This is a genomic window from Acidovorax sp. IB03, from assembly GCF_016406015.1.
GTDB classification, from domain to species: Bacteria; Pseudomonadota; Gammaproteobacteria; order Burkholderiales; family Burkholderiaceae_C; genus Acidovorax; species Acidovorax temperans.
This window is the reverse complement of record NZ_JAEFCH010000004.1, coordinates 1-17,906: the sequence shown is the minus strand read 5'-3', so window position 1 is coordinate 17,906 and position 17,906 is coordinate 1. Positions and strand designations below refer to the sequence as shown.

The following is a 17,906-nucleotide window of genomic DNA, read 5'->3' as shown; positions in this document are numbered from 1 at the left end:
CAGCCTTCTTGGCTGGAGCAGCAGCCTTCTTGGCTGGAGCAGCAGCCTTCTTGGCTGGAGCAGCAGCCTTCTTGGCTGCGGCTACGGGTTTAGCGGGAGTCGCTTTTTTTGCTGGGGCGGCTTTCTTGGCGGCCGGTTTTTTCGCAGTTGCCATCATGTTCTCCTTGGGTCAGTGAGCAAAGAGCACTCCCTGTCTACAGTGGACAGGAAGCGATCCATGGTGATGGACGCTGCAGTAGCTCCATCACCATGAATACGGGAACACCACCGCGCAAACCAAGGCAGCGCCGAGGTGTGTGTGCGGGGTGTGGTGTAAGCGTCCATGGCCAGAAAGCGCGCGATGGGATCAATCCCAAGAAAGGGCGCCGCCCGATTGGTACTCGATGACGCGGGTCTCAAAGAAGTTACGTTCCTTCTTCAGATCGATCATCTCGCTCATCCATGGGAAAGGGTTCTCTTCGTTGGGGAAGAGGGTTTCCAGGCCGATCTGGGTTGCGCGGCGGTTGGCGATGTAGCGCAGGTAGCCCTTGAACATCGAGGCATTCATGCCCAGCACGCCGCGGGGCATGGTGTCTTCGGCATAGCGGTATTCCAGCTCTACGGCCTTCATGAACAAGGCCTTGATCTCTGCCTTGAACTCTGCAGTCCACAGGTGAGGGTTCTCAAGCTTGAGCTGGTTGATGAGGTCGATGCCAAAGTTGCAGTGCATCGATTCATCGCGCAGGATGTACTGGTACTGCTCTGCTGCACCGGTCATCTTGTTCTGGCGACCCAGCGCCAGAATCTGCGTGAAGCCTACGTAGAAGAACAGCCCTTCCATCAGGCAGGCGAAAACGATCAACGACTTCAGCAGCGTCTGATCGGCTTCAGGGGTGCCTGTGTGGAAATTAGGGTCCATGATCGCTTCAATGAAGGGGATCAGGAACTCGTCTTTGTCACGGATCGACTGGACTTCGTTGTAAGCGTTGAAGATCTCGCTCTCGTCCAGGCCCAGCGACTCCACGATGTACTGGTACGCATGGGTATGGATGGCTTCTTCGAAAGCCTGCCGCAGCAGAAACTGACGGCATTCTGGGGCGGTGATGTGGCGGTACGTGCCCAGCACGATGTTGTTCGCCGCCAGCGAGTCAGCCGTCACGAAGAAGCCGAGGTTGCGCTTGACGATGCGGCGCTCGTCTTCGGTCAGGCCATTGGGGTCTTTCCACAACGCGATGTCACGCGTCATGTTCACCTCTTGCGGCATCCAGTGATTGGCGCAAGTGGCAAGGTACTTCTCCCATGCCCACTTGTATTTGAAGGGCACGAGCTGGTTGACGTCTGTCTGGCCGTTGATGATGCGCTTGTCTGCAGCGTTCACTCGGCGATGAGTGGCTGCAGGAGCGGCAGCTGTGGCAGCGGGAATGGCAGCAGCTGTTGGCTGCAATGCAGGTGTCTGGATGGACAGCGGCGACTGCGCTGCCTGGTGGCCGTTTTGCAGGCCACCGTCCGTTGGTTTTTGCGATGAGGGCTTGACTTCTTCGTCCCAGGTCAGCATAGGTTTTCCAGTGATCGGATTATGAAAGGAGTGCTGCAAAAAGAAAAGCACTGAAGCGTTATGCAGCAACGTTTTGTTGCTTCACAGCACATGCGCGGAGCACTTCTGGATCAGGAGTGCTCCGCCTACATGGAGTTACTGGCACGCCTCACATGCGACGTCGTCAATGGCTGTGAATTTGACGTCGGTGGCGGGCACGGTGCTGACAGGCGCTGCACTGGCCAGCGTGGCTGCCGAGCCTTCAGCGGCGTGGGCCGATACGCCTTCTGGCCCCGACGACACTGCGTTGAGCTGACGTGTGTTCACGGTGCTCATTTCCACGTGCGTAGCGCTTTGTGTGCGCAGGTAGTACGTGGTCTTGAGGCCACGCACCCATGCCAGTTTGTAGGTGTCGTCGAGCTTCTTGCCTGAAGCGCCAGCCATGTAGATGTTCAGGCTCTGCGCCTGATCGATCCACTTTTGTCGACGCGAAGCGGCTTCCACGAGCCACTTGGGTTCGACTTCGAACGCCGTGGAATACAGCGCCTTGATATCTGCAGGCACGCGGTCGATGGGGTGCAGCGAACCCTTGAAGTGCTTGAGGTCCATGATCATCACGTCATCCCACAGACCCAGCCGCTTGAGGTCGCGCACCAGACCACCGTTGATGACCGTGAATTCGCCGGAAAGGTTGGATTTGACCGACAGGTTGCCGAACGAGGGTTCGATGGATGCGTCCACACCAATGATGTTGGAGATGGTGGCTGTGGGTGCGATGGCAACGCAGTTGGAGTTGCGCATACCGTCTTGTGCAATCTTCTTGCGCAGAGCATCCCAGTCGAGGGTGGACGAGCGGTCCACTTCCACGTAGCCACCACGGGCTTGCGCCAGCATGTCCAGGGTGTCAAAAGGCAGGATGCCGCGATCCCACAGCGAGCCCTTATAGCTGGAGTACTGGCCGCGTTCCTTGGCGAGCTCGGTCGATGCCCAGTAGGCGTAGTAGCAGATCGCTTCCATCGAGCGATCGGCAAACTCGACAGCTTCTTGCGACGCGTAAGGGATGCGCAATTCATAGAGGCTGTCCTGGAACGCCATCAGGCCCAGGCCCACAGGGCGGTGGCGCAGGTTGGAGTCACGCGCCTTCTTGACTGCGTAGTAGTTGATATCGATGACGTTGTCCAGCATGCGCATGGCCACCGTGATCGTTTTCTTCAGCTTCTCGTGGTCAATCTGGCCGTTCTTCAAGTGCTGGCGCAGGTTCACCGAGCCCAGGTTGCACACCGCTGTTTCGGTGTCGCTGGTGTTGAGCGTGATTTCCGTGCACAGGTTGGACGAGTGCACCACGCCAGCGTGTTGCTGGGGCGAGCGCACATTGCAGGCATCCTTGAACGTGATCCAGGGATGGCCAGTTTCGAACAGCATGGTGAGAATCTTGCGCCACAGGTCGGTGGCTTGCACCGTCTTGCTGGGCTTGAGTTCGCCACTGGCGGCCTTGGCTTCATAGGCCACATAGGCCTTCTCGAACTCTGCGCCAAACAGGTCGTGCAGATCAGGCACGTTGGAAGGCGAGAACAGAGTCCAGGTGCCCTTTTCCATCACGCGGCGCATGAACAGGTCAGGGATCCAGTTGGCCGTGTTCATGTCATGCGTGCGGCGGCGGTCATCGCCGGTGTTCTTGCGCAGCTCGAGGAACTCCTCGATGTCAAGGTGCCAGGTTTCCAGATACGTGCAGACGGCGCCCTTGCGCTTGCCGCCCTGGTTGACTGCTACGGCCGTGTCATTCACCACCTTGAGGAAGGGAACCACGCCTTGGGATTCGCCGTTGGTGCCCTTGATATGCGAGCCCAGGGCGCGCACGCGCGTCCAGTCGTTGCCCAGGCCGCCCGCAAACTTGGACAGCAAGGCGTTTTCCTTGATGGATTCGTAGATGCCGTCCAGGTCGTCAGGCACGGTGGTCAGGTAGCAACTGGACAGTTGCGAGCGCAGCGTACCGCTGTTGAACAGCGTGGGCGTGCTCGACATGAAGTCGAAGCTGGAGAGCACTTCATAGAACTCAATGGCGCGGGCTTCTGGGTCCGCCTCGTTGAGGGACAGGCCCATGGCGACGCGCATGAAGAAAGCCTGGGGCAGTTCGATGCGGGTCTTGCGGACGTGCAGGAAATAGCGGTCGTACAGGGTTTGCAGGCCGAGGTAGTCAAACTGCAGGTCGCGCTGGGGCTTGAGCGCGGCAGCCAAGCGGGCCAGGTTGAACTTGAGCAGGCGTGGGTCCAGCAGTTCGTTGTCAACACCCTTCTGGATGAATTGAGGGAAGTACTCGGTGTAAGCCTGGGCCATCTGGTCCTGGGTCACATCACGGCCCAGCACTTCGCGCACGATGGTGTGCAGCAGCAGGCGTGCGGTGGCGTAGGTGTAGTCCGGGTCTTTTTCGATCAGGGTGCGGGCGGCGAGGATGGAAGCCTTGTACACCTCGTCCATGGGGACGCCGTCGTATAGGTTGCGCATGGTTTCTGCCACGATGGGGTCAGCTTTGACATCCTGCCCCAGTCCCACACAGGCCGATTCAATCAGCGACTGCAGGCGACGCGGGTCCAGGGCAACCCGCTGGCCATTTTCCAGAACATGCAGCGCGGGGGCCGCTGGGGCCTGTTGCTGAACCTGGTTAGCGCGTTCTTGTGCACGGCGCTCGCGATACAAAACGTAAGCACGCGCCACTTCGTGGTGGCCGCCGCGCATCAGGCCCAGTTCGACCTGGTCTTGTACATCTTCAATGTGGAAGGTACCGCCTCCTGGGCGCGAGCGCATCAGCGCGCGGGTGACGCCCTGGGTCAGTGCATCCACCACTTCACGCACGCTGGCCGAAGCAGCGCCCTGGGTGCCGTGGACGGCCAGAAACGCCTTCATCAACGCAATGGCAATCTTGGGGGCTTCGAACGGGACCACCGCGCCATTGCGCCGAATGATCTGGTAGTGGCCCTGCGCATTGGCTGCTGCGTTGGCAGCGTCGCCTGCGGTCTCTTCAGGGGTCGCGTGCGGGGTGGCAGGGGTGTTCAAAGCAGCTTGCATGGGTGTCCTCTCTGTGGGCTGGCGGGGGAGAAATGGCAGCAGGTCGGGGCTGCTGCAAAGGTTAGGCGTGTGCAACCGTTTTTGGTTGTCGCACACTATATATGGTGTGTCGATCGTGTTCAAGACACTACCGGTAGTGTAATGCCTTGGCTGGGTGAGTGCTCCAAACCAGTGGTTCAAGAGCCACTTTGCAGTAATGCATGGCAGCCAAGCCCGCGTGATCGCAAGGTTTGGCGCGTCAAATGTTGTGGCTGCGCGGGCTGTCGCGGAATTTGCCCCGCAGGGGCGCGTACAGCCTGGATGGAGGTTTCGAAGGGGCGCGATCCTACCCTGAATCTGCCGCTGCGTTTTAACCTGAAAAGAGGTCGGGTTTACCTGGGGGTCGCTTGACTCGGTAACTCAAGGATGTCTACGGGCAATTCGCTGCCCAGCTTTGCCCAATCGAAGCCGGGACCGGGGTCTTGTTTGCGGCCTGGGGCGATGTGTTCGTGTCCTGCCACATAGTGCAAGGGGTAGCGCTCGAGCAAATCGCCACACAGCTCCCCAAGGGCTTCGTATTGGGCGGACTCGAACGCCAGACCCTCCAGGCCTTCCAGCTCAATGCCGATGGAGTCGTCGTTGCAGTTGGCCCGGCCGCGATAAAAAGACTGGCCAGCGTGCCAGGCGCGCTGGTCGCAGTCGACAAATTGCCAGAGCCGACCATTGCGCTCAATAAAAAAATGCGCAGACACTTGCAGGCCTTTGATTTGCTGGTAATAGGGATGGGCATCCCAATCCAGGGCATTGGTGAACAACTGCTGCACAGCGCCAGTGCCGTATTGCCCGGGCGGCAGGCTGATGGAATGCACGACGACCAAGTCCACCACCTGCAAGGCTCCCAGGGGGCGGGGGCCGAAGTTGGGCGACGGTAGACGCACCGCGCCGCGATGCCATCCCCCTTCCCACACGGATTGCAAACCGGCCATCTCAGCCGATCTCGTCTTGAAAATCCTGGTCGTTGGGCACACCGATGTTCAGGCGTGCAATCCGGTAACGGATCTGGCGCAGGCTGATGCCCAGGCGCGCCGCCGTGGCGGTGCGATTGAAGCCTGTTTCCTTGAGTGCGCGGATCAGAATATCGCGCTCTTGCTGGTCCAGCCATGCCTGCAAATCGTTGGGCAGGGGGGCTGTGCCAGCGCCATCCTGCTCCGCCCCAGTGTGGGTTGTCATCGAGGATGGAGGTTCGTAGGGTGCCTTGCGGGGTGTCTGTAGCGCATGTGAGGTTGCTGCGGGGTGCGCAGAGCCCTGGGCGGTGGGGCTGCCAGACGAGAACGCTTCAACTTGCAGCTCATCCCCTTCAGTCAATGCCACTGCGCGGTGCAAAACGTTCTCCAGTTCGCGCACGTTGCCTGTGAGCGGATGGGTGGCAATCGCCTGCAAGGCTTGTTCGGTGAGCCGGGGCACAGGCATGCCCGAGTCCTGGCCAATGCGCGCCAGCAGCGTGGCGCACAAAGCGGGCAGGTCTTCCCTGCGCTCACGCAGCGGTGGAATGACGATTTCGATGACGTTCAGGCGGTAATACAAATCCTGCCGAAATCTGCCCGCCTGTACGTCAGCGGCGAGGTCGCGGTGGGTGGCGCTCACAATCCGCACATCCACCGTTTCTTCCTGGGTGGAGCCCAGCGGACGCACGCTGCGTTCCTGGATGGCCCGCAGCAGTTTCGATTGCATGGCCAGGGGCAGGTCCCCGATCTCATCCAGGAAAAGGGTGCCTCCGCGCGCTGCCTGGAAGTAGCCGTCCCGGTCTTGTGTGGCTCCGGTGTAGGAGCCCTTGCGGGCACCGAAGAATTCGGCTTCCAGCAGGTTCTCGGGGATGGCGCCGCAGTTCACCGCAATGCACGGGCCTTCCGCGCGCTGGCTGCAGGCATGCAGGGCCTGCGCGACGAGCTCTTTGCCAGTGCCTGATTCGCCACGCACCAGTACCGGCGCCATGCCCCGGGCCACCTTGGCAATGCGCTGCTTGACGTTGTGCATGGCTTCCGAATCCCCCACCAGCCGGTCTAGCGACGAGTGGAGTGCGGAGGTGCTTGCGTCTGCCGTCTGATTGCGGGGCGCCGGTCCTCCACGGGGGGCGCGCGGCGCAGGGGTTGCCCCGGTGCCTTGAATAGCCGAGGCCACCACCGAACGAAACTGTTTCAGGTCCACCGGCTTGGTCAGGTAGTCAAACGCTCCCGACCGCAGGGCTTCAACGGCATTTTCAGCGGAGCCGTAAGCGGTCATGACCACGCAGCGTTCGCGGCGTTGCTGGTCACGCAGGTCTTGCAGGATCTCCATGCCAAAGCCGTCGGGCAGGCGCATGTCCGAGATGACCACATCAAAGAGGCGGCTCTGGAGTTGTTCGCGTGCTTCCTGCACGGTGGATGCGGTTTCCACGCGGTAGCCCTCGCGCAGCAGTGTCAGTTCATACAAGGTGCGCAGGTCGGGCTCGTCGTCAATGACCAGGATGGAGGCGGCGGGAGCGTTCATGGTTCTCAGATCACGATCGAGTCGAAAAGCGTGGCGGGTTCCACGGGGCGTATGGTGCGGCGAAACGCGACGGTGAATGCGTTGCCACCGACTTTTCCACGCGCGGTGTCGCGTGTGGTGCGCTGGTAGCTGATGGATGCGCCATGCCTTTGGCACAGCTCGCGGCAAATATAGAGCCCCAGGCCGCTGGACCGGCTCTCGGACGAGAAGAAGGGCTCAAACAGATGGCGCTCGACGGATTTGTCCATGGGGGCGCCGTCGCTCCACACCTGCAGTGTGGTCTGCCCAGCGGGGCTGGTGCGCGTCTGCACCACCAGCGAGTCTTCCTCTGGGCCCATGTAGCGCAGGGCATTGTCCAGCAGGTTCACCAGCACGCGGCGCAGGTGCTCGGGGTCGAACTCCACCTGCACCATCGAGGTTTCCAGCGACACCTGCCCGCGCCGCCGCGCCGGGTCTTGGCTGCTCCAGTCGCTCCACACCTGTGCCACGCTGGCATCCAGCGCCAGGGTGGCACCTGGCGCATGGTTGATCTGGTGCTGTACCCGGGCGATGTCCAGCACCTCCTCGGCGATGCGGGCCAGCCGGTCGGCGTTTTGCTGCACCATTTGCGCCAGCCGCCTCTGGCCAGGGTCCTGCAAGTCTTCCTCCAGCAATGCGTTGGCCTGGACGATGGCCGCCAGGGGGTTGCGAATCTCATGCGCCACGGCCGCAGACATGCGGCCCATGGCCGCCAGCTTTTCAGTGCGCAGCCGGGCTTCCATCTCGCGCAGGTCGTGCAGAAACATCACGCACACCCGTTCGGCGCGGCTGTTTTGATCGCTGGGGGTGGAGGTGAGCCAGGTGCGCACATGCAGGCCCATGGGGCTTTCGCCAGGATGGAGAAGGGCCACGTCGGCAGTTTGGGGCTGCTCTTCGTCGAAGGTGCGGTGGGCCAGTGCGACCAGCGGCTGCCAGCCTCCACAGTTTCCCAGCGAAAAGGGAAGCGCCGTGTTCTGCCCATCCCCCAGCAAAGCCTGTGCAGCGGGGTTGGCCATGCGCACGGTATCTTGCTCGTCCACCACCAGCACACCATCGTTCAAATGTTCGATCACCAGGGTGCTGATCTGCGTCTGCACCTGCGCCTTCATGCGGCTGCGCTCGGCCACTTCCTGCTCGCCCACCAGTCTGGCAGAGAGTTGATGCACCAGATAGCTCACCACAAAGTAGCCTGTGCCGGTGAGGGCACTTTGCAGGTAACGCTGCGCATCGTCGCTTGACGATTGATCTCCCGTCCACCAGGCCCACAGCAAAAGCAGCAAGGTGACCGCTGCCGTGGTCCCCAGGGCCAGTGTGAGCGTCCCCAGCACGGCCGCCATCAGGATGGGCAATCCGAACAAGGGTGTGTAGTTCATGGTGCCGGGGTGCAGCAGCTGCAGAGCGGAGACCGCCAGAATGTCCACCCCGATCGAAGGCAGCCAGTGCGGTCCGGTACCTGGGTAGGGTGGGGCGTGGCGCCCCAGAATCCGCAGCATCACGGTGGCTACCAGATAGGCCACACACACCGCCAGCACGGCTGGTGTGAATGCCTGCGTCTGGTTGAAGGCGTACCCCAGCAGCTGCAGCACCAGCAGTGCCACGGCAATCATCAACCGGCCGGTGAGAAAGCCCCGCCACAGCCGCACAAAGGGGGCTTCGGTGGGGAACAGCCGGCTATCGCTCAAGAAGGCGCCTTTCAACGGTGCGAAGGGCCTGCGCGCAGGTGGTCTGCGCAGCAGTAGTGGGCGCCGTACTGGACGATGGCGTCGGTGCGCGGCAGGTGAAGGCCGCAGTGCGCACACGCCACCATGTCTTGAGGCGTGGGGGGGCTGGGTTGGTGGGGGCGGCTGGGTTGCGCAAGGTTGCGGCGGCTTTTCCAGAAGCCGAAAGCCACCACCAGCACCAATAGCAAAACCAGGTACTTCATGTGCTGCGGCCCAGAATCACTTCAAGCACGAAGCGTGAGCCGACATACGCCAGCATGAGCAATGCGGAGCCTGCATAGAGGATGCGCACCGCATTGCGCCCCCGCCAGCCGAAGCGTGCCCGCCCCAGCAGCAGCGCCGCAAACACCAGCCACGACAGGAACGAGAAAACCGCCTTGTGGTCCCAGCGCCAGGCGCGGCCATACAGCATGTCGCTGAACAGCCAGCCGGCCAGCAGCGTGGCGCTGAGCAGCACAAACCCGGCTGTCACAAAACGAAAGGTGAGGCGCTCCAGCGTCAGCAAGGGGATTCCGCTGTCAGGGTCTTCGGCCTGCCGGATGTGGCGCTCGGCCCGCGTCATCAGCCAGGCGTGCACCACCGCCGCTGCAAACAGGCCATAGCAGGCAATGCCCAGCGCCAGGTGCAGCGGCAGCCAGGCCGATGCCTTCACATGCAGCGGCTGCCCCGGGAACAGCAGCGCCAGCACGATGGTGGCAGCCCCCAGCGCGGCCAGCATCCAGCGGGCCCGCATCTGCGGAAACAACTGGCGCTCTACCGCATACACCGTGAGCACCAGCCATGCGGTCATGGACAAGGCGGGGGCAAAGCCAAAGCGCGGCGCCTCGCCCCACAGCCCCCACACCAGCAAGGCGCCGTGCAGCACCCAGGCCGCCAGCAGCGCATTGCGCGACGCCGCCGCCCCCAGGCGGGAAGCGGCTGCGGCGGGTGCGGCGTATGCCAAGGCGGCGGCAAGGGCCAGCAGCCAACTGACGGGGGAAGCACTGGGTAAAATCATGGGTCACAGTTTAGCCTTTCGCCCGCTGCCAGCGCCCTGGCAAACCTGCCTGCTTTTGACTTGCGTGCAGGTTGCGGCTCACACCGGAACCTTTCCAGAACCCCTTATGGCCTCCGCACTCACCGACAAACTCACGCGACTCGTCAAGGAGATGCGCGGCCAGGCCCGCATCACCGAATCCAACGTCCAGGACATGCTGCGCGAAGTGCGCATGGCGCTGCTGGAGGCCGACGTTGCCCTGCCCGTGGTGCGCGACTTCATCGCCCGCGTCAAGGAAAAGGCATTGGGGCAGGAGGTGCTGGGCTCGCTCAAGCCGGGGCAAACGCTGGTCAGCATCGTCAACCGCGAGCTGGCCGCCACCATGGGCGAAGGCGTGGCCGACATCAACCTGGCCGCCCAGCCGCCCGCCGTGATCCTGATGGCGGGCTTGCAGGGTGCCGGTAAAACCACCACCACCGCCAAGCTGGCCAAGCACCTGATTGAAAAGCGCAAGAAGAAGGTGCTGACGGTGTCGGGCGACGTGTACCGCCCTGCGGCCATTGAGCAGCTCAAGACCGTGACCGCCCAGGCCGGTGCCGAGTGGTTCCCCAGCACCCCTGACCAGAAACCGCTGGACATTGCCAACGCGGCGCTGGACTACGCCAAGAAGCATTACTTCGATGTGCTGCTGGTGGACACCGCCGGCCGCCTGGCGATTGACGAAGCCTTGATGAAGGAAATCAAGGACCTGCACGCCGCCATCAACCCCGTTGAAACCCTGTTCGTGGTCGACGCCATGCAGGGCCAGGACGCCATCAACACCGCCAAGGCGTTCAAAGAAGCGCTGCCGCTCACCGGCATCGTGCTGACCAAGCTGGACGGCGACTCGCGCGGCGGTGCGGCGCTGTCGGTGCGCCAGATCACCGGCGCGCCCATCAAGTTTGCGGGTGTGTCGGAAAAGATCGACGGTCTTGAAGTGTTCGACGCCGAACGCCACGCGGGCCGCATCCTGGGCATGGGCGACATCGTGGCGCTGGTGGAGCAGGTCACGGCGGGCGTGGACATGGAAGCCGCGCAGAAGCTGGCGGCCAAGGTCAAGAGCGGCGACGGGTTTGACCTGAATGACTTCCTGGCGCAGATCCAGCAGATGAAGCAGATGGGCGGGCTGTCGAGCCTGATGGACAAGCTGCCCTCTCAGCTCACGGCCAAGGCGGGCTCCATCGACATGGACAAGGCCGAAAAAGACATCAAGCGCAAGGAAGGCATCATCCAGAGCATGACGCCGCTGGAGCGCCGCAAGCCTGACCTCATCAAGGCCACCCGCAAAAAGCGCATTGCGGCCGGTGCCGGCGTGCATGTGCAAGAGGTGAACCGCCTGCTCAAGGAGTTTGAGCAGATGCAGGACATGATGAAGAAGATGAAGGGCGGCGGCCTGATGAAGATGATGAAGCGCATGGGCGGCATGAAAGGCCTGGGCGGCATGCCCAAGATGCCGTTTGGTGGCTCTTGATCTGCTATTGAATCAATAGCTGCTGGCGCTTGTTGGATAAGCGCTAGAGGCCAAAAAGGCGCAAAACCTTTGCAGGGTTTGCGCCTTTTTTCATGGCTGCTGTGGTGGGCTGGGCGGGCCATCACCTTCGGCCCCATCCTCGGCGGTGGGCGGGGTGAGTACGGGGCATGGCCAGTTCAGCAGCTCTGCCAGCCGGGTGGTGATCCAGCTTGCTTCGTCTACTGAAACGCCGGACTCGGCCGCGCACAGCCCCGCGTGGATGCGCCGCAAGATCTCGGCTTCCGACGGGGCTTGCACGTGGTACAGCGTTTGCGCTTGCTCCACCAGGTGCCCGGCCAGGTCTTCGCACAGCTCGTAGCGGTTGCGGACGACCGAAGCCGGTTCGCGCAGGCGCTGGCGGCTGTCGGCATACACCGCCAGGAATGAGGGCGGGACGTGGATCTGGTTGTCTTCTTCGTGCATGGGCGGTGGGGCGGCTCAATCGGGGGTGAACAGGCGCTCGAACTTGGCCTGGTCGGGCGCCAGCTCAAAGGTCACCACCTGGCCCATTTTCATGTCCGACAGGCGGCAGGCAGCGTACAGGGTGGTTTTGCCCGCCAGCTCCATCACTTCCAGGTCAATGATGGCGTAGGGGTAGGGCACGAACACCTGGTGCTCAAAAATCTCGCGGTACTGGTTGCGGGGCGAGGGGTAGAGCTTGTATTGGTCGGTGGTAATGGTCTGTGTGGCCATGGGCAGATGAGGGGCTGATCGGTCGCGCAAGGGCTGCGGTGGGGGTAAAGTGCGGGCGAATGCTACAGACAATCCTGCCCAACTACCAACAACATCTCCATGGCAAGACCCAAAAGTGAATGGCCGAACAAGGTACTGGCCTTGATCCAATCCGGCAACCACACCGCCGCAGTGGCGCAAATCAAGGTGGCGCCCACGGTGGGCGATATCACCCGGCTGCAGACCTTGCTGGAAAAGCTGCCGCCGTCGCCCGCGCTGCAACAGCTCAAGAAATTTGTCGAAGAAGAGCGCGCCCTGCTGGCCGCGCCCCGCCTGCACCGCGCACCATGACCTACGCACGCGTTTCCATCCAGACCGAGGACTTTGACCTCTCACATGAAATCGCCGAACTGCGCCGCGAAAACAAGGGCGTGGGCGCTGTGTGCAGCTTTGTGGGCACCGTGCGCGACCGCAATGAGGGCGACGCCGTGGCGTCCATGGAGCTGGAGCACTACCCCGGCATGACAGAAAAATCCATCGAAGCCATGGTGCAAGAGGCCTTCCGGCGCTTTGACATCTTGGGCGCCCGCGTCATTCACCGCGTGGGCCTGCTGCAGCCGCTCGACCAGATCGTGCTGGTGGCCGTGACCAGCGCCCACCGGGGCCAGAGCTTTCAGGCCTGCGAGTTCTTGATGGACTACCTCAAGACCCAGGCCCCGTTCTGGAAAAAGGAGCAAACCCCCCAGGGCGCCCGCTGGGTGGATGCGCGGGTGAGCGACGATGCGGCGCTGGCGCGCTGGGGTATCACGGCGAGCAATGCGTGAAGCCCTGCGGCCAGGAATATCAGTAAAAAATGGCTCTGGCGCTTGATAGGTAAGCGCTAGTAGCTATTAAAAAAGTAGCAATTCAGGCGGTCTGCTGCATTTTGGTTCGCTGACGCACGTCAATCTCTTCTGTCAAAAGGCGCCTTGAAATGAGGCAGTGTATGCCCCAAATGCTTTGAAATTCGGAGGATATTGACCCATGCGTCTCGACAAATTCACCACCAAGTTCCAGGAAGCCCTGGGCGATGCCCAAAGCTTGGCCCTGGCCCACGACAACGCCTACATCGAACCCGTGCACGTGCTGCTGGCTATGCTCAAGCAGGACGATGGCCCCAAAGCGCTGCTGCAGCGCGCGGGCGCCAACGTGCCTGGCCTGACCAGCGCGGCCGAAGCTGCCATCAAGCGCCTGCCGCAGGTGCAGGGGCACGACCAGGTGCAGGGTGGCCCCGAGCTGGGCCGCGTGCTGCAGGCCACTGAAAAGGAAGCCATCAAGCGCGGCGACCAGTTCATTGCCAGCGAACTCTTCTTGCTGGCGCTGACCGATAGCAAGGGCGACGCCGCCCAGATCGCCAAGGACAACGGCCTGACCCGCAAGAGCCTGGAAGCCGCCATCAACGCCGTGCGCGGCGGCCAGAAGGTAGACAGCGCCGAGGCCGAAGGCCAGCGCGGCGCGCTGCAAAAGTATTGCCTGGACCTGACCGAGCGCGCCCGCGCCGGCAAGCTCGACCCCGTGATTGGCCGCGATGATGAAATCCGCCGCGCCATCCAGGTGCTGCAGCGCCGCAGCAAGAACAACCCCGTGCTGATCGGCGAGCCCGGCGTGGGCAAAACGGCGATTGTGGAAGGCTTGGCCCAGCGCATCGTGGCGGGCGAAGTGCCTGAATCGCTCAAGGGCAAGCGTGTCCTCTCGCTGGACATGGCGGCCCTGCTGGCCGGTGCCAAGTACCGCGGCGAGTTTGAAGAGCGCCTGAAAACCGTGCTGAACGAGTTGGCCAAGGACGAAGGCCAGACCATTGTCTTCATCGACGAGCTGCACACCATGGTGGGCGCGGGCAAGGGCGAAGGCGCGATGGACGCGGGCAACATGCTCAAGCCAGCCCTCGCGCGTGGCGAACTGCACTGCGTGGGCGCCACCACGCTGGATGAATACCGCAAGTACATCGAAAAAGACGCTGCGCTGGAGCGCCGCTTCCAGAAAATCCTGGTGGGCGAGCCCACCGTGGAGGCCACCATCGCCATCCTGCGCGGTCTGCAGGAAAAGTACGAAGTGCACCATGGGGTGGAGATCACCGACCCGGCCATCGTGGCGGCGGCGGAGCTCTCCAACCGCTACATCACCGACCGCTTCCTGCCCGACAAGGCGATTGACCTGATTGACGAGGCTGCGGCCAAGATCAAGATCGAAATCGACTCCAAGCCCGAAGCCATCGACAAGCTCGACCGCCGCTTGATCCAGTTGCAGATCGAGCGCGAAGCCGTGAAGAAGGAAAAGGACGAGGCCTCACAAAAGCGCCTGACCTTGCTGGAAGAAGAGATCGAAAAGCTGCAAAAGGAAATTGCTGACCTGGAAGACATCTGGACCTCGGAAAAAGCCCAGGCCCAGGGCAGCCAGCAGGTGCGCGAGCAGGTTGAGAAAGTGAAGCAGCAGATCGAGGAACTCAAGCGCAAGGGCGATTTCAACAAGGTGGCTGAGCTGCAATACGGCAAGCTGCCGGATCTGGAGCGCCAGCTCAAGGAAGCCCAGGCCAAGGAAGAGGGCAAGGACGGCGCGTCCACCCCCAACCGCCTGCTGCGCACCCAGGTGGGTGCGGAAGAAATTGCCGAGGTGGTGAGCCGCGCCACGGGCATTCCGGTGTCCAAGATGATGCAGGGCGAAAAAGACAAGCTGCTGCAGATGGAAACCAAGCTGCACGAGCGCGTGGTGGGCCAGGAAGAGGCAATTGCCGCCGTGGCCAATGCCATCCGCCGTTCGCGTTCGGGCCTGAGTGACCCGAACCGCCCCACAGGTTCTTTCCTGTTCCTCGGCCCCACGGGCGTGGGCAAGACCGAGCTTTGCAAGGCGCTGGCGGGCTTCCTGTTCGACAGCGAAGACCATCTGGTGCGCATCGACATGAGCGAATTCATGGAAAAGCACTCGGTGGCCCGCCTGATCGGCGCGCCGCCCGGCTACGTGGGCTACGAGGAGGGCGGCTACCTGACCGAGGCCGTGCGCCGCAAGCCCTACAGCGTGCTGCTGCTCGACGAGGTGGAAAAGGCCCATCCCGACGTGTTCAACGTGCTGCTGCAGGTGCTGGACGATGGCCGCCTGACCGATGGCCAGGGCCGCACTGTGGACTTCAAGAACACCGTGATCGTGATGACGAGCAACATCGGCTCGCACCTGATCCAGGCCATGGTGGGGCGGGACTCGCAGGACATCAAGGAAGCGGTGTGGGGCGAGCTGAAAAACCACTTCCGGCCCGAGTTTTTGAACCGCATTGACGAAACCGTGGTGTTCCACGCGCTGGATGCGCAGCACATTGCCTCCATCGCCAAGATCCAGCTGCAGCTGCTGCAAACCCGGTTGGCCAAGATGGATTTGGAACTGCAGGTGTCTGACGCTGCCTTGGCAGAATTGGCCAAGGTGGGGTTCGATCCGGTGTTTGGTGCACGTCCGCTCAAGCGGGCCATCCAGCAGCGCATCGAGAACCCCTTGTCCAAGCTGCTGCTGGAAGGGCGCTTCCCGCCCAAGAGCGTCATTTCTGTGACAGTGAACCCCGTGCTGGAACCTGGGGTGTTCCAGTTCAGCGCTGTGCCGCAGGGTTGAGCCGCCCCCGGTGCGGGCAGGGCCTCGTTTGAGGCTTTGTCCGCATCGCAGTTGTGAATGAGAGGTATTGTTTGAACGAATTTGTTGCAGGTGTACTTCGCCTGGTGCTGCGTGTCGTGGTGGTTGCGATGGGCGTGGTGCTGTTTTTGAGCCTCGTCGCCGCCGTGATGGTGTTGGCACTGGTGTGGGCGCTGCGCGCGGGTTGGGCACGTTTGACCGGCAAGCCCGTCACCCCCTGGGTGATGCGCATGGACCCGCGTACCGGCTTCGGCACCGTGTTTCGTTCGACCGAGCGCTGGACCACCGCGCGCCGGGCCTCTCCTGCTGCGGATGCAGCCCCTGAAGAGTCTGCGGCATCGCGCCGTGGCGGCGTGCTGCCGGGTGCCCAAGACGTCACCGATGTGGTCCCGCGCGAAGTGCGCTGAAGCCTGTTGAACCCGCCCGGCGGCCCTGGCGTGGGGCCACCTGCGGGCGTTGCGTCGGGTGGCGGACGCAACGCCACGGCAGGCCTGTAGTCCTGTGGGCTCATGTGCCCTTTGGTGACTTGACCTTGGCCCTGGTCTCCTATCATCTTGGCATGACCCCAGCCGAAATCCACGCCCATTTCCAACTCCAGCGGCAAGCCAGTCGTGAGCACGTCGATGTGCCGCTTTTGGTGCGCCGAGAGCGCCTGTTGCGCATCCAGAAAATGCTGGACGAACACGGCCCCGTGCTCGCAGCGGCCGTGCAGGCAGACTTCGGAATGCGATCACCGCTGCTGACGGAGGTGGCAGACTTTTTTGTGCTGCGCAGCTTGCTGTCGCACACCCTGCGCCACCTCGGGCGCTGGATGAAGCCCAAGAAAGTGTCCACGCCCCTGGTGCTGCAGCCCGCCACGGCCTGGATTGCCCGCCAGCCCCTGGGCGTGGTGGGCGTGATTTCTCCGTGGAACTATCCGGTGCAGCTGGCGCTGGCCCCGGCCATCACCGCGTTGGCAGCAGGCAACCGGGTCATGCTCAAACCCAGTGAACTCACGCCCCACACTTCGGCGCAACTGGCAGCGCTGGTGGCGCAGTTTTTCTCCCCCGACGAGTTCTGCGTGGTGCAAGGCGATGCCAACCTGGCAGCCTTGTTCGCATCGCTGCCCTTCGATCACCTGGTCTTTACCGGCTCTACGGCTGTCGGGCGCAAGGTGGCCCAGGCTGCGGCGCAAAACCTCACGCCCACCACGCTGGAGCTGGGCGGCAAGTCGCCATGCATCATCGACGGCCACTGCGACATGAAGGACGCAGCCCTCAAGATCGCGCACGGCAAGCTCCTCAACGCCGGGCAAACCTGCATTGCACCCGACTATGTGCTGCTGCCGCGTGGCCGTGAAGGTGAGTTTGCCCAGGCCTATGCCGCAGCAGTGGCACGGCTGTTTCCTACCATCGAGGGCAATGGCGACTACGCTTCGATCATCACGGCCCGCCACCACGCGCGGCTGCGTACCATGCTGCAGCAGGCGCAGACGCAGGGCGCCGAGGTGCAGACCATCGACCCCACTGCCGGCAAACCCGTAGTGCACACCACCGGCACGCTGGGCGATGGCGTGAGCCGCCAGATGCTGCCCACGCTGGTATTTGGCGCAACGTCGGCCATGCAGCTGATGCAGGAAGAGATTTTTGGCCCCATCCTGCCGGTGGTCTCGTACGAGCGGCTGGACGATGCCATCACCCACATCAACGCAGGGCCGCGCCCGTTGGCGTTGTACTGGTTTGGGCAGAGCGAGGCGGTGCGTGACGACGTGCTGCAGCGCACCGTGAGTGGTGGTGTGACGGTGAATGACACCCTCATGCACATCGCGCACGATCACCTGCCGTTTGGCGGCGTAGGCGACAGCGGCTGGGGGGCTTACCACGGCGAGCAAGGCTTCTTGCAGTTTTGCCACCAGAAGTCGGTGCTGGTCCAGTCGCGCTGGTCGATGGGGTCGCTGTTGTACCCGCCTTACGGCCCCCGCATGGAACGCATCATGGCGTTGATACGCCGCCTGCTTTGATCGCTGGCCCACAGCGCTTGGGGGCGACAGCGCTTCGCTGCCGCAACCCTGCCATTGCGGCAGCCTCAAAGCTCAGGGGCCAACCACCGTCGTGTGGTCTTCGAGTGTGCGAAACAGGTTGTGGTCATCAACGAGCAAAAGACGGGCAGGCCTACAGCAAGTATTGCGCACAAAGCGGCGTGCCGGGCTAGGGGCTGTTGAGAATCAAGCACAACGGCTCGGAGGGCTGTGATGCAATAGGC

Annotated in this window: 15 protein-coding genes; 6 read left to right on the top strand and 9 right to left on the bottom strand. The window is 62.5% G+C overall.

Annotation, left to right across the window (positions count from 1 at the left end; genetic code table 11):
- Positions 1-346 precede the first annotated feature (346 nt).
- From IHV84_RS03230 to IHV84_RS03200, 7 genes are all read right to left on the bottom strand, one after another.
- Positions 347-1,534 (bottom strand): ribonucleotide-diphosphate reductase subunit beta, encoded by a 1,188-nt coding sequence (locus IHV84_RS03230; RefSeq protein WP_198845785.1) that lies wholly within the window; start codon positions 1,532-1,534, stop codon positions 347-349.
- A gap of 135 nt (positions 1,535-1,669) precedes the next feature.
- Positions 1,670-4,576: a ribonucleoside-diphosphate reductase subunit alpha gene (locus tag IHV84_RS03225; protein WP_198845784.1), complete on the bottom strand. Its 2,907-nt coding sequence runs from the start codon at positions 4,574-4,576 to the stop codon at positions 1,670-1,672.
- Positions 4,577-4,947: 371 nt separating this feature from the next.
- Positions 4,948-5,541 (bottom strand): 1,6-anhydro-N-acetylmuramyl-L-alanine amidase AmpD, encoded by a 594-nt coding sequence (gene ampD, locus IHV84_RS03220; RefSeq protein WP_198845783.1) that lies wholly within the window; start codon positions 5,539-5,541, stop codon positions 4,948-4,950.
- A 1-nt stretch (position 5,542) separates the two neighbouring features.
- Complete coding sequence (locus IHV84_RS03215) at positions 5,543-7,081, bottom strand: sigma-54 dependent transcriptional regulator (protein ID WP_198845782.1); 1,539 nt, start codon at positions 7,079-7,081, stop codon at positions 5,543-5,545.
- Positions 7,082-7,086: 5 nt separating this feature from the next.
- Positions 7,087-8,781 (bottom strand): nitrogen regulation protein NR(II), encoded by a 1,695-nt coding sequence (locus IHV84_RS03210; protein WP_233099681.1) that lies wholly within the window; start codon positions 8,779-8,781, stop codon positions 7,087-7,089.
- A gap of 11 nt (positions 8,782-8,792) precedes the next feature.
- Complete coding sequence (locus IHV84_RS03205) at positions 8,793-9,023, bottom strand: PP0621 family protein (protein WP_066695053.1); 231 nt, start codon at positions 9,021-9,023, stop codon at positions 8,793-8,795.
- Entirely contained in the window at positions 9,020-9,817 is a 798-nt protein-coding gene (locus IHV84_RS03200; protein ID WP_066695055.1) for an inner membrane protein YpjD, read from the bottom strand. The genes IHV84_RS03205 and IHV84_RS03200 overlap by 4 nt, the downstream gene beginning before the upstream one ends.
- Before the next feature lie 106 nt (positions 9,818-9,923).
- Between IHV84_RS03200 and ffh the strand changes: the two genes are divergently transcribed.
- Positions 9,924-11,306: a signal recognition particle protein gene (gene ffh, locus IHV84_RS03195; protein ID WP_066784978.1), complete on the top strand. Its 1,383-nt coding sequence runs from the start codon at positions 9,924-9,926 to the stop codon at positions 11,304-11,306.
- A 90-nt stretch (positions 11,307-11,396) separates the two neighbouring features.
- Here ffh and IHV84_RS03190 read toward each other — a convergent pair whose 3' ends face one another.
- Together IHV84_RS03190 and IHV84_RS03185 are read right to left on the bottom strand one after the other, a co-directional pair.
- Positions 11,397-11,768, bottom strand: a complete 372-nt coding sequence (locus IHV84_RS03190; RefSeq protein WP_198845781.1) for a hypothetical protein — start codon at positions 11,766-11,768, stop codon at positions 11,397-11,399.
- A gap of 15 nt (positions 11,769-11,783) precedes the next feature.
- Entirely contained in the window at positions 11,784-12,038 is a 255-nt protein-coding gene (locus IHV84_RS03185; RefSeq protein ID WP_142081758.1) for a hypothetical protein, read from the bottom strand.
- Positions 12,039-12,137: 99 nt separating this feature from the next.
- On the opposite strand from IHV84_RS03185, the gene IHV84_RS03180 reads away from it, so the two are divergent.
- From IHV84_RS03180 to IHV84_RS03160, 5 genes are all read left to right on the top strand, one after another.
- Entirely contained in the window at positions 12,138-12,368 is a 231-nt protein-coding gene (locus IHV84_RS03180) for a hypothetical protein (protein ID WP_044400080.1), read from the top strand.
- Positions 12,365-12,841, top strand: coding sequence for a molybdenum cofactor biosynthesis protein MoaE (locus tag IHV84_RS03175; protein WP_198845780.1), 477 nt, complete (start codon positions 12,365-12,367; stop codon positions 12,839-12,841). The genes IHV84_RS03180 and IHV84_RS03175 overlap by 4 nt, the downstream gene beginning before the upstream one ends.
- A 199-nt stretch (positions 12,842-13,040) precedes the next feature.
- Complete coding sequence (gene clpB / locus IHV84_RS03170; RefSeq protein ID WP_198845779.1) at positions 13,041-15,647, top strand: ATP-dependent chaperone ClpB; 2,607 nt, start codon at positions 13,041-13,043, stop codon at positions 15,645-15,647.
- 71 nt (positions 15,648-15,718) lie between these two features.
- On the top strand, positions 15,719-16,072 hold the full coding sequence (locus IHV84_RS03165; protein WP_044400072.1) for a hypothetical protein: 354 nt from the start codon (positions 15,719-15,721) through the stop codon (positions 16,070-16,072).
- Between the two features lie 152 nt (positions 16,073-16,224).
- On the top strand, positions 16,225-17,664 hold the full coding sequence (locus tag IHV84_RS03160) for a coniferyl aldehyde dehydrogenase (RefSeq protein ID WP_142081753.1): 1,440 nt from the start codon (positions 16,225-16,227) through the stop codon (positions 17,662-17,664).
- Positions 17,665-17,906: the final 242 nt, after the last annotated feature.

Coding starts and splice junctions, on each gene's coding strand:
- ampD (WP_198845783.1), bottom strand. CDS start 5,541: ATGGCCGGTTTGCAATCCGTGTGGGAAGGGGGATGGCATCGCGGCGCG.
- clpB (WP_198845779.1), top strand. CDS start 13,041: ATGCGTCTCGACAAATTCACCACCAAGTTCCAGGAAGCCCTGGGCGAT.
- IHV84_RS03205 (WP_066695053.1), bottom strand. CDS start 9,023: ATGAAGTACCTGGTTTTGCTATTGGTGCTGGTGGTGGCTTTCGGCTTC.
- ffh (WP_066784978.1), top strand. CDS start 9,924: ATGGCCTCCGCACTCACCGACAAACTCACGCGACTCGTCAAGGAGATG.
- IHV84_RS03185 (WP_142081758.1), bottom strand. CDS start 12,038: ATGGCCACACAGACCATTACCACCGACCAATACAAGCTCTACCCCTCG.
- IHV84_RS03215 (WP_198845782.1), bottom strand. CDS start 7,081: ATGAACGCTCCCGCCGCCTCCATCCTGGTCATTGACGACGAGCCCGAC.
- IHV84_RS03230 (WP_198845785.1), bottom strand. CDS start 1,534: ATGCTGACCTGGGACGAAGAAGTCAAGCCCTCATCGCAAAAACCAACG.
- IHV84_RS03175 (WP_198845780.1), top strand. CDS start 12,365: ATGACCTACGCACGCGTTTCCATCCAGACCGAGGACTTTGACCTCTCA.
- IHV84_RS03225 (WP_198845784.1), bottom strand. CDS start 4,576: ATGCAAGCTGCTTTGAACACCCCTGCCACCCCGCACGCGACCCCTGAA.
- IHV84_RS03180 (WP_044400080.1), top strand. CDS start 12,138: ATGGCAAGACCCAAAAGTGAATGGCCGAACAAGGTACTGGCCTTGATC.
- IHV84_RS03200 (WP_066695055.1), bottom strand. CDS start 9,817: ATGATTTTACCCAGTGCTTCCCCCGTCAGTTGGCTGCTGGCCCTTGCC.
- IHV84_RS03160 (WP_142081753.1), top strand. CDS start 16,225: ATGACCCCAGCCGAAATCCACGCCCATTTCCAACTCCAGCGGCAAGCC.
- IHV84_RS03190 (WP_198845781.1), bottom strand. CDS start 11,768: ATGCACGAAGAAGACAACCAGATCCACGTCCCGCCCTCATTCCTGGCG.